15 protein-coding genes are annotated in these 16,817 nt (G+C 45.6%); 9 read left to right on the plus strand and 6 right to left on the minus strand.

The annotated features are described in order from the left end of the window. Positions 1-8: 8 nt before the first annotated feature. Positions 9-977, minus strand: coding sequence for a Gfo/Idh/MocA family protein (locus tag MKX36_RS06110; protein WP_340864409.1), 969 nt, complete (start codon positions 975-977; stop codon positions 9-11). Between the two features lie 16 nt (positions 978-993). Further along, positions 994-1,686, minus strand: coding sequence for a ribose 5-phosphate isomerase A (gene rpiA, locus MKX36_RS06115; RefSeq protein ID WP_340864410.1), 693 nt, complete (start codon positions 1,684-1,686; stop codon positions 994-996). Positions 1,687-1,823: 137 nt separating this feature from the next. Here rpiA and MKX36_RS06120 point away from each other — a divergent pair, with 137 nt between their 5' ends. Next, positions 1,824-2,795, plus strand: a complete 972-nt coding sequence (locus MKX36_RS06120) for a sugar-binding transcriptional regulator (protein WP_340864411.1) — start codon at positions 1,824-1,826, stop codon at positions 2,793-2,795. A gap of 89 nt (positions 2,796-2,884) precedes the next feature. Here MKX36_RS06120 and MKX36_RS06125 read toward each other — a convergent pair whose 3' ends face one another. Continuing rightward, positions 2,885-3,673, minus strand: a complete 789-nt coding sequence (locus tag MKX36_RS06125) for a polysaccharide deacetylase family protein (RefSeq protein WP_031463100.1) — start codon at positions 3,671-3,673, stop codon at positions 2,885-2,887. 302 nt (positions 3,674-3,975) lie between these two features. On the opposite strand from MKX36_RS06125, the gene MKX36_RS06130 reads away from it, so the two are divergent. Then, complete coding sequence (locus MKX36_RS06130; protein ID WP_045244059.1) at positions 3,976-4,350, plus strand: hypothetical protein; 375 nt, start codon at positions 3,976-3,978, stop codon at positions 4,348-4,350. A gap of 117 nt (positions 4,351-4,467) precedes the next feature. Here the strand turns inward: MKX36_RS06130 and MKX36_RS06135 are convergent, their stop codons facing one another. Continuing rightward, positions 4,468-4,788: a hypothetical protein gene (locus tag MKX36_RS06135; RefSeq protein ID WP_019686540.1), complete on the minus strand. Its 321-nt coding sequence runs from the start codon at positions 4,786-4,788 to the stop codon at positions 4,468-4,470. Positions 4,789-4,980: 192 nt separating this feature from the next. Between MKX36_RS06135 and MKX36_RS06140 the strand changes: the two genes are divergently transcribed. From MKX36_RS06140 to MKX36_RS06165, 6 genes are all read left to right on the plus strand, one after another. Beyond that, a complete protein-coding gene (locus tag MKX36_RS06140) occupies positions 4,981-5,946 on the plus strand; it encodes a carbohydrate ABC transporter permease (RefSeq protein ID WP_340864412.1) in 966 nt (321 codons plus the stop codon). Then, positions 5,943-6,764, plus strand: a complete 822-nt coding sequence (locus tag MKX36_RS06145) for a carbohydrate ABC transporter permease (RefSeq protein WP_016821186.1) — start codon at positions 5,943-5,945, stop codon at positions 6,762-6,764. Before MKX36_RS06140 ends, MKX36_RS06145 begins: the two co-directional genes overlap by 4 nt. A gap of 117 nt (positions 6,765-6,881) precedes the next feature. Further along, on the plus strand, positions 6,882-8,249 hold the full coding sequence (locus MKX36_RS06150; protein ID WP_019686542.1) for an ABC transporter substrate-binding protein: 1,368 nt from the start codon (positions 6,882-6,884) through the stop codon (positions 8,247-8,249). A 255-nt stretch (positions 8,250-8,504) separates the two neighbouring features. Beyond that, the gene (locus tag MKX36_RS06155; protein ID WP_016821184.1) at positions 8,505-9,089 is read left to right on the plus strand and encodes a TetR/AcrR family transcriptional regulator; all 585 of its coding nucleotides are present in this window, start codon (positions 8,505-8,507) and stop codon (positions 9,087-9,089) included. 24 nt (positions 9,090-9,113) lie between these two features. After that, positions 9,114-10,478, plus strand: coding sequence for an HlyD family secretion protein (locus MKX36_RS06160; RefSeq protein ID WP_016821183.1), 1,365 nt, complete (start codon positions 9,114-9,116; stop codon positions 10,476-10,478). A gap of 1 nt (position 10,479) precedes the next feature. Continuing rightward, positions 10,480-11,703: an ABC transporter permease gene (locus MKX36_RS06165; RefSeq protein WP_016821182.1), complete on the plus strand. Its 1,224-nt coding sequence runs from the start codon at positions 10,480-10,482 to the stop codon at positions 11,701-11,703. A gap of 93 nt (positions 11,704-11,796) precedes the next feature. On the opposite strand, the gene MKX36_RS06170 is transcribed toward MKX36_RS06165, so the two are convergent. Both MKX36_RS06170 and MKX36_RS06175 read right to left on the minus strand, forming a co-directional pair. Further along, entirely contained in the window at positions 11,797-14,391 is a 2,595-nt protein-coding gene (locus tag MKX36_RS06170; protein ID WP_340864413.1) for a glycine betaine ABC transporter substrate-binding protein, read from the minus strand. Beyond that, the gene (locus tag MKX36_RS06175) at positions 14,366-15,589 is read right to left on the minus strand and encodes a quaternary amine ABC transporter ATP-binding protein (RefSeq protein ID WP_017426515.1); all 1,224 of its coding nucleotides are present in this window, start codon (positions 15,587-15,589) and stop codon (positions 14,366-14,368) included. The genes MKX36_RS06170 and MKX36_RS06175 overlap by 26 nt, the downstream gene beginning before the upstream one ends. A gap of 513 nt (positions 15,590-16,102) precedes the next feature. Here MKX36_RS06175 and MKX36_RS06180 point away from each other — a divergent pair. After that, on the plus strand, positions 16,103-16,666 hold the full coding sequence (locus MKX36_RS06180) for a GbsR/MarR family transcriptional regulator (RefSeq protein ID WP_019686546.1): 564 nt from the start codon (positions 16,103-16,105) through the stop codon (positions 16,664-16,666). Positions 16,667-16,817 lie beyond the last annotated feature (151 nt).

The following is a 16,817-nucleotide window of genomic DNA, read 5'->3' on the forward strand; positions in this document are numbered from 1 at the left end:
TAACCCTGTTATTCGAAGCTGTATTTAATTCCCCATTGCTCTCGTATCTGACTCATGATATCCATAACGTCGAGGGAGAGCGGTAGGGTATTCCGGTTACTTTTTCCGGAAATACGGCTCTCTATCTCTTCAATCTCATATTGCAGTGCTTTAGCACTATCTCCTATTTCAATCAGTTCTACAGTTCCGTCCAAATATTGAACAGTAGCGCTGGAGGCCCGAGGGAAATTATCCACGGTGATATATCCTAATTCCCCAGCCACAATGCCCCGCTTGGGCATTTTAGATCTCATCGCCAGAGAGATGACGGCCATTTCCTCTACATTGTTGTTCAGAATGATTCCAGATTGTTCATCGACACCTGTCTCAAAGCGTTTGACAGTCGATAGAATTTCTTGAGGCTGCTCCGAAAGAAAATAACGGGCAAATGATAGGGCATATGTTCCAATATCCAGCAACGCCCCTCCCGCCAGATCCTTACTGAAAAAGCGGTTATTCACATCGTACTCTTTATGACTGCCGAAAGAGACTTGAATCATTTTCAAACGGCCGATGGCCCCGTCGTCCAGAAGCTGCCGTAGCTTTTTATAAAGTGGCATGTGGTAGATTGTCATCGCTTCAGCCACTACTAATTGTTTTTCTTCGGCAAGACGAGCAATCTCGCGTAACTGTGCGCTGTTTATCGTGATGGACTTTTCGCAGAGGACATGCTTTCCCATCGAAAGGCTGTCTATCACGTATCGGTAATGGTGGCTGTGCGGTGTGGCGATGTAGACCGCATCCAGCTCAGGGTCCTGCAGCATTTCGCTGTGTCCGCCGTAAGCCTTCAAGGCACCGTGTCGGCTGGCAAATTCCTCAGCTTTCTCTAGTGTGCGTGAGGATACTGCATACAGTGTTCCGCCAAGCTCATTTAGGGCGACTGCGAATTCTGCAGCGATCGATCCTGGTCCGATAATACCCCACTTCAAATGATTCATGGTTAAGCCCCCGTTCTTATTTTGGTGTGTCTATTTTTTTGGACATAAATCGGACTCCATGCTCGCTCCCAACGAGCACTCCTGTCACTTCCTCCGTGAACAATGATGTCTCGATTACTCCGCTAATCTTTTTTAGGCTGCTCTGAATCTTCTCGATATCTATCCTTTCCCGAAAAAAAACATCCATTAATAAATGCCCGTAATCGCTAATGGTATACCCATCTTTAGTTGGACTGCTGCGGACCATTCCGTTGCCGCCCAGGCTGGTAACCGATTTTTGGACATAAAATAGTGCATCCTCAAGAATCTCAAGTACGACAGGATGACTAAAGGTCAGTTCCTTTACCACCTTGCTCTCATCAACCAGTAATATGTAGTGCTCCGCCATCGTTGCGACCAGTTTCTCCCTGGTATGAATGCCGCCGCCGCTCTTCAGCGCCCGTAGCTGTTCATCGACCTCATCGCAGCCGTCAAAAGCAACGGAAATCTGCTCCACAGACCATAACGGAAGCAGCGGCAGACCATGCTGGATACAAAGGGCGGCTGTAGCACCGGAAGGGGTTATTACCTTAACGCGCCGACCAGATTCTTTAATCTGCCTGATTAAATAGGAGATGGTGATTCCACCTCCCAGTCCAATGACTGTATCATCTCGGATATAAGTTAGAGCTTCTTTGGCACATTTGTTTTTTATCGTATCCGTGCTCAAAGTAATCATCTCCCCGTATTATTTGATTCTATGCACATTTGTGCATTATAATAAAATATGTGCAAAATGATCGCCTACAGTATATCGACGGTTTTTTTATCTGTCAAATGCAATATGCGCAAAGGGAGGGCGAGATGATGAATTTGCAGGAAGACCGAAAACTTTTAATTAAGGTTGCCCAAATGTATTATGAGCAGGATATGACGCAGAGCGAAATTTCTAAAGTGCTGGGCATTTACCGGACGACTATCAGCCGGATGTTGAAGCGGGTACGAGAAGAGGGGATTGTGAGTATTACAATTAATTATGGGACAGCCGACCAGCTTCCACTGGAGCAGAAGCTATGCGAATGTTTTGGACTTCAGGAAGCTATTGTTGTTATGACCGATCCAGCTCAGCCAAGCCATCTTAAGCGTAAAGCCATAGGCCGGGCTTGCTCAGATTGGCTGCAGCATAAGGTTCAGTCTAAGGATGTTATCGGTTTTTCTTGGGGAAGCAGTCTAGCAAGTGTAGTGGATGAATTCTCCACCGACAACCGCCCTTTTGTAACGTTCATTCCCATGGTCGGCGGGCCCTCAGGAAAACTAGAGAGCCGCTACCATGTGAACACTATTTGTTATCAAGCAGCGTTTAAGTGGAACGCCCGTTCATTAATGATTGATGCACCGGCGATTACAGAGCAGAGGGAAACCAGAGAGCAATTGATAAATTCCCCTTACTTCAAGACAATCTCTGATTATTGGGATAAGTTGGATATTGCGTTATTTGGCATTGGCTCAGCCAAATTGCAGGGGCACGAGAAGTGGAGAGGATTTTATGGCGATGCATTTATTACAGAATTGGAAGATGGGCGGGCGGCCGGAGATATTTGCTCGCGTTTCTTTGACGAAAGCGGTACTTCGATCAAAACAAGTTTGGAAGATAGGACCCTTACCATTTCGCTGGAGCAAATCAAAAAGGCGAAGCTTTCTGTCGGTATAGCAGAATCATTAGAAAAGGTTCCAGGAATCCTGGGTGCATTGAATGGGGGTTACATGAATGTGCTCGTCACAACGGAAGAAACAGCATTAAAACTGCTGGAACAAGCTACTGAAAACAAATCCCCATGACATGATATGTACGATTATTTGCGTACACATGATAACATGGGGCTAGTTTCTGATCCATCATCTTAGGTCACAAGTACAACATTGCTCTTTCACTTATTCACTTCAATCAGCCCATCCGGCTTTTCTCGATTAGAGAGTAATTCAGATACAGTGACGAAGGAATAACCTCTTTTCTTGAGCTCAGGGAGAATAATCTTCAAGGCATCAACGGTTTGTGTACTTTGATGTACATAATCGTGCATGAGGACAATATCACCGTTACGGGCATTGCGAAGCACCTTATCAGCGATACGGTGTACACCGGGCTTACGCCAATCTAGGGTGTCCTGATGCCAGGACCATAAAATAATTTTCAGTCCCTTCTCTTTGGATAGCTTGACCAGTGTATCGTTATAGGAGCCGCCTGGTGGTCTAAATAGATGTGTCCCCGCACCAGTTGCTTGAACGATGCTCGCCTGACCTTGATTCAATTCGGACAAAGCTTTGTTACGGGAAATATATTGAAAGGATGAATGAAGGAAGGTATGGTTGCCAACTTCATGTCCTTCCTCTCGTTCCCGTTTTACAAGGTGTGGCAGCTTTTCTACACGGCTGCCGACGACAAAAAAGGTCGCTTTCGCATCATATTTCTGAAGTAAATCAAGAATGGCAGGAGTATTGCTTTCGTCCGGTCCATCATCGAATGTGAGAGCGATAAGCTTACGATGGGTAGGAACTTCCCATACAATGTCGCCCCGTTCTTCGTAATAGGCTCTTCCCTTTGTAGGAGCGGGAGAGGCGTATGATGTGTCTTGTGCATTCGTATATGGAATGGGGCAAGGACTAATACTCAGCAAAGAAACAGCGATTCCAGCGCATAGCAAACGGTTATATTTCATCAGGCTTCTTCTCCGTTCTGACGTATTCTCACATTAGCTTGCCAAGAAGAAGCGTATACCATTCCTCATTTCTGAAATTCACATTACCAATCACCTAAATAAATCACCAAAATACTATCTAGTGTATAAGGTACAGATTGCTGATTTTTGCTCAATAACAGTGCTCGCTTGCTTGTTGATAACATCCTGTGCCCATGTTAAGTTGTACATATCTTTGAGGTCGACGGGGCAAGCCGCAAAAGCTGATTTGAGGTCATGGAGCTGCGACTCGTTCCTGAACTTCGAATAGGAGATGAGACGGGATGAAAACAGATGAAAAAGAGCTACGAGCCATTAATCTGACGTTAGAAGCCGGCGAACACATCCGATCCTTTATTAGGTGTACGTATGATTTGCAGCAAAGCTCCGAGAAGATACCGCTTTGTGGAATGCTGGCAGTAACGTCCCAACGAATCATCTTTTATTCCTGCAATATGGGTATTCCTTGGATCAAATTCATTAATTATCACCATATTTCGCTGGCTAAGCTGGAAAAGGAATTGTCGGATACTAAGGGGAGCATCCTACTGATCAATCAGGGGGTAAATGAGGTGTTCTGCCACCTGCCGAATGAAGAACGTATAGAGCGTTTTATAGCTATACTAGAGCAGGAAGCAGGCATCTCCTGTGAGAACTAATGATTATAAGAACACAAATAAATAAAACCTCCAACTTCGTAATGTGCCAAGGGTAGGCTCCTTACGGATTTGGAGGTTTTTTTGTCTTTTAGTTAGACAGACTGCATGGATCGAGCGCTAGCTCAACAGGACTATAACCAACAAATTAAATAGCACCAGCGGCAGAATGACATTGTTGTAGGCATAGGAACGATCAGGGGTCGGGGTTCCTAAGGAGGATGAGTGATACTGCTGAGGCACTCTCAAATACAAATGATCCGCATCCATATGCGCAATCGTTCCTTCATACACCTGATGATCCATCGTTTGTACCCTAACCGTGTGGTTCATGTAGGGACTCAAGTGATAATGCAAATGATCGTGGACTTTTTTGAGTTCTTGTTGGAATTCCGGTCTAGCTTGATATAAGGTTTGCGGACTGACAGTGTTGTACGACATTCGCCTCTGACCTCCGTACTCATATAATGATATATCGTATGCAGGAGCCTGTGCCCTTGTGCAAATACCCAAGTAAGCAGGTTTTACAAAGAGTCAAAACATTAACATTTTACTCCAGTTCACTTGATGTTCCCTTTACATCAAAACGATACACTTACTGAGGTTGGTTTGAAAAGAAAGGGGCGTTCCGTTTTGGGTGAACTTAACAAATCTTTGGGACTGGGGACGAGGAGCCAGCAACGGACATCGTCTAAAGCTCGCATACGCACGGGTTCGCTAAAAATTCAAAGACTGCGCGAAAACGCGCTGGCGTATACCTTTTTGGCTCCATCGCTTATTTTGTTTGCTGTATTTATGTTTTATCCGATGATAAAGTCCGTTTATCTCAGCTTGCATTCTACAGATCCCGCAGGAAACGTTGCAGATTATGTGGGGTTAGATAACTTTGCTATGCTGTTCAGCTCAGGTCAGTTTCTACAGGGGATTAAGGTCACGCTGCTTTTTGCACTATTGACGGTACCTGTGGGTATTTTACTGGCGCTGGTACTCGCTGCCCTTACACACAGTAAATTACGTGGAATGCGTATCTTCCAGTTTGCCTTCTCGCTACCGATGGTGTTATCGGTGGGTTCATCTGCGGTCATTTGGAAATTCCTTTTCCATCCTACACTGGGGATGTTCAACTATGTGCTTTCCCTATTACATATCAATCCAGTTCCATGGTTGACCAGCCCAGATTGGGCGTTGTTCTCCGTAGCCATAATGACCATCTGGATGAATCTTGGCTTCAATTACATTATCTTATCAAGCGGACTTCAAGGGATTCCAGATAACATGTACGAAAGTGCCAAAATGGACGGAGCCGGACCGTTGGTCACGTTCTGGCGTATCTCTATGCCGCTGCTATCACCGACGATCTTTTTTGTGACCGTAGTTTCCATCATTGGTGCCTTCCAGTCTTTCGCTCAAATTAATATCTTGACCAAAGGTGGTCCGGTGAACAGTACGAATGTATTTGTATATTCCATTTATCAGGAAGCTTTCGTTAATTTCCGGTTCGGAACAGGGAGTGCGCAGGCCATTGTCTTGTTTGCTGTCATTTTGCTGCTTACGATGATTCAGTTTAAGTGGGTGGAAAGAAAGGTGCATTACCAATGAAACAACACCTGAATTCAACATTATTGTATGTGCTGCTTACGATTGCAGCCGCTCTGATTTTGTACCCAGTTATTTATACTTTTTTTATGGCGGTCATGTCACCGGAGGAAGCGAGCGCTTACCCACCAAGCTTTTTCCCGCATTCCTTTCATATGGCCAATTTTTCTGAAGTGTTTGAAATCGTTCCGATTGCAGCCTTTATCGGCAACACCTTTCTCATTTCGGGTCTGACAATGATCGGACAACTGATTACAGCCAGCTTGGCGGCCTATGCCTTTGCCAAAATGGAATTCAAGGGAAAAAACTTCATTTTTAGCATGTTTGTCGCGACGATGATGATCCCTTGGGAAGTTACTATTATTCCCAACTATCTGACGGTACGAAGCTGGAACTGGCTTGATACATATCAAGGGTTGACGGTTCCATTTCTGGCAACGGCGTTCGGAACGTTCCTGTTAAGACAATTTTTTCTCCAGCTTCCCAAGGAACTGTTCGAGGCTGCTCGTATGGATGGGTGCGGACATATCCGATATTTCCTGTTTCATGTGCTTCCGTTATCGCGCCCTGCGCTCGGAACACTGGCTGTGTATTCGTTCCTGAACATGTACAATTCATATCTCTGGCCTTTACTGGTCACAAATAGCGAGAATATGCGTACCGTACAGATCGGCATATCTATGCTGGAGTTTCAGGAATCGACTTCATGGAATCTGGTGTTTGCGGGTACGGCACTTGTCATTTTACCGTCTCTGCTCCTGCTGATCTTTGGATTAAAACAGCTGGTGCGTGGAATGGCAGCGGGTGCGCTTAAAGGCTAATTATAGAAGCAAAAGACAGCAACACCTGCGCAAGCAGCCTATATACAAAGCTTTAACACACAAGAGTACAAACATTTCATTCAAGAATCATTTAGTCAAAGGGAGAGAAGAGAGATTATGAGATTTTTTCGTTTGAAAAGTGCTTTGACCCTGCTTATTCTGACTGCTATGGTCGTTGCAGCAGGCTGTAGCAACAATACAGCGGCGGAGAAGCCGAGTAATGGTAATGATACAGGGGCAGCAGCAACTTCACCTGTAAAGCTGACTTGGTGGCATTCAATGTCCGGCAACGGTGAAAAAGCGATCAAGCAGATTGCTGCTGACTTTAACGCTAGTCATAAGGACATTCAGGTAGAGCCAGTATATCAAGGTAAATATGATGACAGCTTGAACAAGCTGAAGGCGTCGCTTGGTTCTAATAGCGGACCGGACATCATTCAAGTATACGAAATCGGCAGTAAATTCATGATCGACTCCAAAATGATCACGCCTGTACAACAATTTATTGATGCGGATAAATTCGATTTGTCGCAGCTTGAACCGAATATTACACGATACTACACGATTGATGGCAAATTGAACGCCATGCCGTTCAATACGTCAAACCCGATTTTGTATTACAACAAGGATGCTTTCAAAGCCGCAGGACTTGACCCAGCTAATCCTCCGAAAACGTATGATGAATTCGAAAAAGCTGCCAAAGCCTTAAGTAAGGATGGTAAATCTGGTGCATCCATTGCCATTTACGGCTGGTTTATGGAGCAACTGTTTGCCAATCAGAACGCGGACTATGTGAATAATGGCAATGGACGTGAGCAAGCAGCTACGGAATCGTTGCTGAATTCGGATGCCGGTGTAAAAACGCTGACATGGTGGAAGAAAATGATCGATGAAAAGGTCGTATCCAATTTGGGACGTAACTCGGACGATACAGCGAAAGCCTTTTCCGCAGGACAAATTGCGATGACGCTGGATTCTACCGCTTCGCTGCGTAATATTGTGGAGCAGGTTGGCGATAAATTCGAAGTAGGCACAGGGTTTCTGCCAAGAGCCAATGAAGCAAAAGAAGGCGGCGTAGTTGTAGGCGGCGCGAGCTTATACATCATGAACAACAAACCTGAAGCCCAGCAAAAGGCAGCATGGGAGTTCATTAAATTCGTCGCCTCCCCAGCAGTACAGGCACAATGGAGTGTGAATACTGGGTACTTCCCAATCACGAAAGCGGCCTATGACGAGAAGGTACTCAAAGATAACATGGTAAAATATCCGCAATTCCAGACAGCTGTTGACCAATTGCATGCATCGGCACAATCTACTGCTACACAAGGCGCAGTGATGGGCGTATTCCCAGAAGCGCGTCAGATCGTCGAAGGTGCGATTGAGGCTGTTCTGAGTGGCCAGCAACAGCCAAAACAGGCTCTGGATCAAGCTGCACAAGAAATTACAGGCAAAATCGCGCAATACAATCAAACGGTGAAGAAATAGTCGGCCCTCCCTTAAAATCGGCTGATAATTCGTAGATGTGCCTCCTTATTAGCCGATTTTATGAAATAACGGATCGAATGAGTGACCCCCTCACTTATTCGATCCGTTTTTGCATTTTTATTTTAGAATAATCGTTTAGACGAAGTGTCTAAAATGGTCATTTTTGCACATTTCCTATTGCTGGATAACTGAAAATGGGCTTATAATAAATACATAATTTTTGTACTGGACGGTCAGTTCAAAAAAGGAGGAAGCATGAAACAGCAAACGAAGGAAATTATTTTTAACGGCGCACTCAAGGCTTTTTCCGAACGAGGATTTAATGATACAAATATGGAGGAAATTGCCAAAGTATGTGGCATAGCTAAAGGAACCCTGTACTACAATTTTAAAAACAAGCAAGAATTGTACATTTACATTTTGAAGATGGGAATGGAACGTTTTGTCCAGGATATCCATGAAGCGATGGCTCAAATTCCTATGGATCAGGTAGAAGTGAGGGTTCGCAAGCTAATCCAAGTACATATTGAGTTCATTGGAAGAGAGCCGGATTTTTGCCGTCTACTGGTCAGTAAGGGGTGGGTCTCGCAGGAACAGCATTTTAATATTAGGCAGGTGCTGGCAGACTATTTTGATTTTATGGAGGCAGAGATTGATTCCGGCAAGTTCTATGGAAAAATTTCGAGTAAGCTGGATGCAAAAACGACTGCAAATTGTTTATTCGGCATTTACATTTTTACTCCAATGCGGTCGATGGTATGGGGCGAAACGATGAATCTGCAGGAAGTTCGTGAAAGTACCGAAGTATTTGTATGTAACGCGCTGGGTATGCAACATTAAATATACAAGTGGAGTGATGAGAACATGAAAGCCAAAAAATATGCGATTTACATCGTACTTATTATTTTAATCGCTGTAGGAATCTATGCTTTGACTGCTTTCCCACGAGGGAGCAGCAGCTTATCCGCAGATGAATCTTCTTCTATCCCTACGGCTTATGTAGAATCCGATACGCTCAATGCCAGCTTTAAGATGGCGGGACGTATTGATCAGATGCTGGTGAATGAGGGCGACAAGGTAAAAAAAGGGCAGGTGATAGCCCATCTGGAAAGCCGTGAGCTGGAAGATAAGGTGAAGCAAGCACAGGCTGCTTTGCTGGCAGCCAAGAGCAATGTGTCCAAAGCGAAAGCCAGCGTATTGCAGGCTCAAGCAGGCGTAGGCCAGGCACAGGCTACCGTGAGCGCCGCTCAGGCCAAGAAGAGCCAAGGTACGACAGCGGTCAGTGTGACTGCTGAGGCTTCCTCCAGCCAGATAGAACAGGCCCAAGCGGCTGCGAACGCCGCCAAAGCGAAACTGGATGCCCTCAAAAGCGGGGCAAGACCGCAGGAGATTGAGCAATTGCAAGCATCTGTGAAGGTAGCGAAGGAAACGCTGGACCTGACTGTTAAAAATCTGGAGCGTGCCAAAAAGCTTCAAGAAGCCGGTGCAGCAACTCAGGCCTCACTGGATCAAGCGACATTGGAACATCAACAGGCAGTAGCCAAGTATAATGCTGAGTCGCAAAAATTGGATATGGCGCGGGAGGGAAGCCGTAAGGAGGAAATTACGGCGGCTGAAGCCCAATACCGTCAAGCCTTGGCTGCAGTGAAGGAAGCACAGGCAGGAGCGGGCAAAGTGGCTGTGCAACAGGAAGATGTCAAAGCTGCTCAGGCTTCGGTAGAGCAAGCGCAATCCGCTGTGAAGGCGGCGCAATCGACGGTAGAGCAGGCACAATCTGCGGTTGAAGGTGCCAATGCACAGGTAGCCCAGGCGGAAGCTGCACTTCAGGAGGCTCAGACCTATTTGGGCTATACTACGCTGCGTGCGCCTGAGGATGGGATCGTAAAATCCAAGTCGCTTAGCTTGGGTGAGATGGCTAGCGCAGGATTTCCTGTCTATACAATTGAAACATCCACACAGCGTTGGGCTAAATTCTATGTACCAGAAACGTCTCTGAACGGTCTTCAAGCAGGGGATACAGTTCAAGTTAAATTACTGTCAGGCGGTAAGGAGCTGAAGGGCAAAGTCATTCTGTTAGAATCTGCTGCGGACTTTGCCATTCAAAAACCGAGCCAAAGCTCAGGTGATAAGGATGTCCGTTCCTTTGGTGTGAAGGTAGCATTACCGGATCTTGCGGCTTCCGTTCCAACAGGCTCCACGGTTCTGTTTACAGGCAAAGGGGCGCAGTAATATGCAGGGTTCACAGGAAAGACTTCGTATCCGCGATGTGTTTCGCGAGGAATGGCTGAGTATCTTCCGGGACCGCCGCTTTATGGCTATTCTGCTGATTACGCCAATTGTGTATACGATACTGTTCGGCTTCCTGTATTCGCATCAGCGGATTACCGAGATGCCTGTTACGGTGTATGACGGAGATAATTCGCAGCTTAGTCGCCAAATCATTCAGGCGTTCGACGCGACTGATTCATTTGCCGTTACACGGCAAGTGACCAATCAGGATGATGTAGTCCGCCAGGTAGAGACTGGGGAAGCCAAGGTCGGAATTGTCATTCCAGATAACTTTACCACTCGGCTTAAGCATGGGGAAAATCCACCTGTGCTTACGCTGATTGACGGCAGTAATATGATGTATTCCAATAGTGCCAGTCGGATTGCCAATCAGGTCATTAGTAGCGTGAGTGCCGGAGTATCGCTCAATTCCATGAAGCAAAAGGGAATGAACGCCGATCAGGCCGCCTCGACGCTGACTACCATCCCGTTCCGATCCAGAGTGCTATTTAACCCGGTATATGATTATAAGCTTTTCATGCCGTTGGGGGTTATTTCTGCGGCTCTCCAGCAGTGTTTGCTGCTAGGTATTGCGTTGTCTTGCACGCGTGATAAGGAAGCTGGGACTTGGGGAAGATTTGGCGCATGGAAAAACACCCCTTGGCGCTTGGCTATTGCCAAGCTAGCACCCTATTATGCGGCGGGAGCTTTTAATGTGCTGACTGTATTCAGTATTAGCGCTTTATGCTTCGATATTCCGTTTAGGGGACAGGTACTGCCATTGATTTTGGTTTCGCTGGTCTTTAACTTTGCTTTGTGTGGATTAGGGTTCCTGTTCAGTCTCTTTTCCAAGACCAGAGTGGATGCAACACAAACTCTGATGCTCATTGCTGTTCCTTCCTTTATGCTGTCAGGTTATACGTGGCCATTAGAAGCAATGCCCGGCTTCTTGCGAGGGCTTGCTGAAATATTGCCGCTGACGTATTATCTGGACGCAGTACGGAACATTACGCTCAAGGGTCTGGATATCACATACATCTTTAAGGATTTGATTGCTCTGGGCGTCATTGGTTGTGTGAGTCTGCTGGTGGCCTTCGTGATCTATCCGTTATTCTTTAGACAACATCAGACGACAGCACAGCATGCCGATGTGCCCGCTCAAGAAGGGTTCACAATCAAAGGCTGAGAGCAATTTTAAATTTGGATATCAAAAAGGCAGATCGGGAGTAGTCCTGATCTGCCTTCTACTTATTAGTAGCAATTAGAATTGGAAGAAGTATTATTGCGTTTTGAGATCCTCAATAGAATCAATGGGTACATAGGATGGAACGACAAGTCCGGACATAACACCAGTCATGCTGGTTCCGATGTCATCTACTTTATCCTTGTATTGAGCCCAATAATCAGCATGCGTCAATGGAAGCCAGGCGGCTGCGGTAGCATCTACACTTCCGCCAGCCACGCCTGTCCACATTGGGCCGATTTCCACTTGCAGCGCGGTTACTTTATAGCCCAATTTTTGTTCTAATACATATTTCAATACGTTCGTACTGGCAATTTCCGAATCCCAAGCAGCGTAGCTCAGCTTCAAAGGATTTCCATTGACGGGCTGCAAACCCTTGATCCATTCCTGTACTTTATCAGGATGCTTATCAGCCCAGTTCTTGGCAGCCTGCTGTGGGGGAGTACCATCTTGAATTGCGATCATCACTTCACCCATATCTTCAGCAGTCCACTTGAAACGGCTTAGAAATTCATAAGCCACAGGAGCACCCTGTTTCAACCCTTTGCGGGCAATGGTATGAATTTCTTCTTTATCACCATAAGCCTTTTTAGGATCTTTTAAGTATTTCAAATCATACTTGTTAAACATCCAGTGAGGAGTCCAACCGGTTATAACGATAGGCTGCTTGGCTTTGATAGCTTTATCCAGTGTAGCGGTCATTGCAGCTCCAGAGCTTTCAAGCAGTTTCCAGTCGGACAATCCATAGTCACTGATAGCTTTAGAAGTCAGCTTCATCAGTCCGGCACCAGGGTCGGTACCGACAATGCGGTAGCCGACCTCCTTGCCAAAGTCCCCAGTAGCGGCGGAGGCTGGAGCCGAAGCGGCTCCGTTCCCCTGCAACTCAGTAATTGATTTAACATTCATGTAAGCTGGAACGACCAACCCAGTTTTAACACCAGTCATATTTGCACCTAGGTCGTCGAGTTTATCTTTGTATTTAGCCCAGTAATCCGCATGCGTTAACGGCAGCCATGCAGCCGGTGAGGCATCTACATCGCCACTAGCGACACCCGTCCACATAGGACCTGCTTCAACTTGCAGTGCGGTTACTTTGTAACCCAGATTATTTTCCATAATATATTTCAGCAAATTTGTACTCGCAATTTCCGAATCCCAAGCTACATAGCTTAGCTTAAAGGTATCGCCATTGACAGGTTGCAGTCCTTGAGTCCATTCCTGAACCTTGTCGGCATGTTTCTCCGCCCAATCCTTGGCAGCTTGCTCTGGACTGGTCCCTTCTTGGATAGCAACCATCATTTCACCCATATCTTCTGCTGTCCATTTGAAACGTTTTAGAAACTCATAAGCAGTAGGAGCGTCCTGCTGCAAACCTTTACGGGCAATCGTATGAATACCCTCAGCTTCACCATAAGACTTTTTAGGGTCTTCCAAATATTTGAGATCATACTTGTTGAACATCCAGTGAGGAGTCCAACCGGTAATAATGATCGGTTTTTTCGCTTTGATGGCTTTGTCCAATGTGGCCGTCATGGCCGCACCGGAACCCTCAACTAGCTTCCAATCAGACAAGTTGTAGTCTTGAATTGCTTTAGCCGTCGACTTCATAATGCCTGCCCCGGCATCAATACCAATAATTTTATAATCAACCTCTGCGCCAATCGGATTGGCAGCAGCACTACCTTTACCAGCAGCGGAATGATCTGTTCCAACAAAATATTGAGATGCGCCAGCGATCAGAATAACCGCTGTAACTGCAGAGGTGATCCATACTTTTTGCTTGCTGGATACACGACTTTTGCTTCTTTTCGTCGGTTTGAACAGATTTTGTGTAAAGCGGTCAAGTACAATAGCCAGAACGACCACAGCCAAGCCGGCTTCAAAGCCTTTACCAATTTGCAGCTGGGTCACAGCACGATACACAACCGCACCGATACCTTCCGCACCGATCATGGAAGCAATAACAACCATGGACAGTGACAGCATAATCGTCTGATTAATACCAGCCATTAAGGTAGGCAATGCCAGTGGCAGCTGTACTTTAAACAGCTTTTGCGCCGATGTTGAACCAAAAGCATCAGAGGCTTCAATCAGTTCATCCGATACTTGCATAATCCCCAGGTTGGTCATGCGAATGGTTGGGGGGATCGCAAAGATTACAGAGGCGATAACACCTGGTACAACACCCAAGCTGAAAAAGGTAACCGCCGGGAGCAAGTACACGAACGCAGGCATCGTCTGCATAAAATCAAGTAAAGGCGTGATAATGCGTGATGCTGATTTACTGTATGCACACCAGATTCCGATCGGAATCCCGATAACAATGGATACAAGCGCAGACGTGATGACCAGTCCGAGCGTGTTCATCGTTTCACTCCAATAGCCGAGATTATCAATCAGCAGGAAGCCGATGACAGTGAACAGTGTAAGCTGCACCCGCCCGATCATAAAGGCGATAATCCCGATGATCACGATGAACACCAGAGGGTGCGGAAGCATGAACAAGCCAGAGAAAAAGCCTACTACCGCTTCAATTACCGAAGAAATAACATTAAACAATCCAGCCAGATGAATACCCATCCAGTCTACAATGGATTGAATCCACTCAGCGATTGGCAGTTTCGGTATCATGGGCATTCACCTCCTTTGTAGTAGGTACATCTCCACTTAGTGCACCCAATAAAGCTCCACGGACGATAACGCCCAGCAATTTCTGCTTGTCATCGACGACAGCCAGTGGCACCTTGGACGAGCTTGTAATTTCAAACAAATCATTAATAACGGTTTCAGCAGGAACCTGCGGTCCGTCCGTGATCAAAATATCTTCAATCTTCAAATTGTTGCGCAGTGCATGAACAGCATCCTCGGCATTAATAACACCCAATAGCTTTTTGGTGCGGTCAATGACGAATAGATTGGAAATCCCACGCTCCCGCATCAATTCCAGAGCTACACGCGGACCGCGGTCCATAGTGATGGTTTCTGGACGAAGCATGACATGAGCAGCCGTCAATACTTTGGACAGATCCACATCCTCGACGAAGCGGGCTACATAAGAGTTAGCTGGTTGGATCATAATTTCTTCCGGTGTACCAATTTGTACGACCACTCCGTCCCGCATCAATGCAATCCGGTCACCAATCCGCAGCGCTTCATCCAGATCATGGGTGATAAAGACAATCGTTTTCTTCATTTTATCTTGAAGCTCCAGCAGCTCATCTTGCATGTCACGGCGAATGAGAGGGTCCAATGCGCTGAATGCTTCATCCATCAGGAGAACTTCAGGGTCATTTGCCAACGCTCGTGCCAACCCGACACGCTGCTGCATACCGCCACTCAACTCATCGGGCATTTTATCGCCCCAGTTTTTAAGACCAACCAGTTCCAGCGCTGTTTGTGCCTTTTCCTGGCGTTGTGCTTTATCTACCTTTTGAATTTCAAGACCGTATTCTACATTTTCCAATACAGTCCGATGTGGGAACAGGGCGAACTTTTGAAAAACCATGCTGATGGTTTTACGACGAACCTCGCGGAGTTGTTCTTTGTTCATCTTACGGAGATCTTTGCCGTGGACCAGAATTTCACCGGAGGTAGGCTCAATCAAGCGATTTAGCATTCGCACCAAAGTGGACTTGCCGCTACCTGATAACCCCATAATTACGAAAATTTCACCTTGCTTAATTTGCATGTTGGCCTTGTTAACACCAACAGTAATCTGTTTTTCTTTGGCCAGCTTTTCTTTGCCCCAGCCTTGCTCCAGGAGCGGAACACCTTGCTCTGCGTGAGGACCAAAGAGTTTGCTGACATTTTTGACTTCCAAAATCGTCATACATACACCTCTTCTTTCTATACTTTGCTTGGTATTAACCCCATGTTGCATGATGGATTGAGTATAAAAATCATAATTCTGTACATCCTGAACGGTTAATGACAAAATTAATTGTAACAGAAGCATCACTTACATTTCAAACAAAAAAACTGTTCGTAAAGTACGTACAGAAAAAACTGTACAAACTTTCCTTCGATATGCTCCTTCGTTCTTTAGAATGCTCAAACATTCGGAACTTTACAACCGATAGTGCTTTTTTTAAAATAGACAATGAAATATGACCATAACAAAAAGATTTATGTATATCCATAATTTTAAAAGTTTACTATCATTAGCAATTTTGCGAATTATGATTTTGAACGATCGTGCTGTTGTAATATAGACAGAAGCTTTGCTTTTGAAACATTTCATTCGTATTGAAAGATTTCATATATTGCGTCAAAGCTAATCCTTTACGGGTAAGTCGTTCATACTAGGTTGTGCAAAATGCTCTAAAATTAGGAGGTTGCAAGCATGAGCTTGTACCAGTTAGGTGATGAGCAGCAGGCGTCGCTGCAAAAAATTCGCAAACGTGTCATAGAAGCTATAGGTAAAAACATGGACCTATATGGGATCACTCTGTCTGCGGGGCATTTGTACGGTTTGCTTTTTTTTGCGGATAAACCGATGACGCTGGATGAGATGGGCCGTGAAATGGAAATGAGCAAAACGAGCATGAGTACAGGAGTTCGAACGTTGTTGGATCTGAAAATGGTGAACAAGGTATGGAGCAAAGGCTCACGCAAGGACTTGTATGAAGTCGAGTATGACTGGTATCAAACCTTTACTGACTTCTTCGCTATTAAATGGAGAAAAGCAGTAGAAACAAATTTACTCGTACTGCGCAAAGCCATTGAGGAACTGGACAAATTGATGGCACAGGGTGAAGAATACGAGGAATTTAAGACCATTCTTCAGCAAGACCGTATGAAAATGAAGCAGGCCGTGGCTTATTACAAGTGGCTAGACCGATTGATTGATTCGATGGAAAGCGAAGAAATTTACAAGCTGATTCCGAAAGAAGAGGTTCGGGATTAAGCAAGATCCACTCATTCTGTCTACAAAATGCCGGAGCGCAAAAGCGCTTCCGGTATTTTTTGGTTTGGTCCTGCGCAAAGGGTATAATAGAGATATGTAAAGATTGATAGTATACCGTTATGTTGAACATACAAAATAAAGGAGGTTCATG

Source organism: Paenibacillus sp. FSL W8-0439, assembly GCF_038008995.1.
GTDB lineage: Bacteria > Bacillota > Bacilli > Paenibacillales > Paenibacillaceae > Paenibacillus > Paenibacillus polymyxa.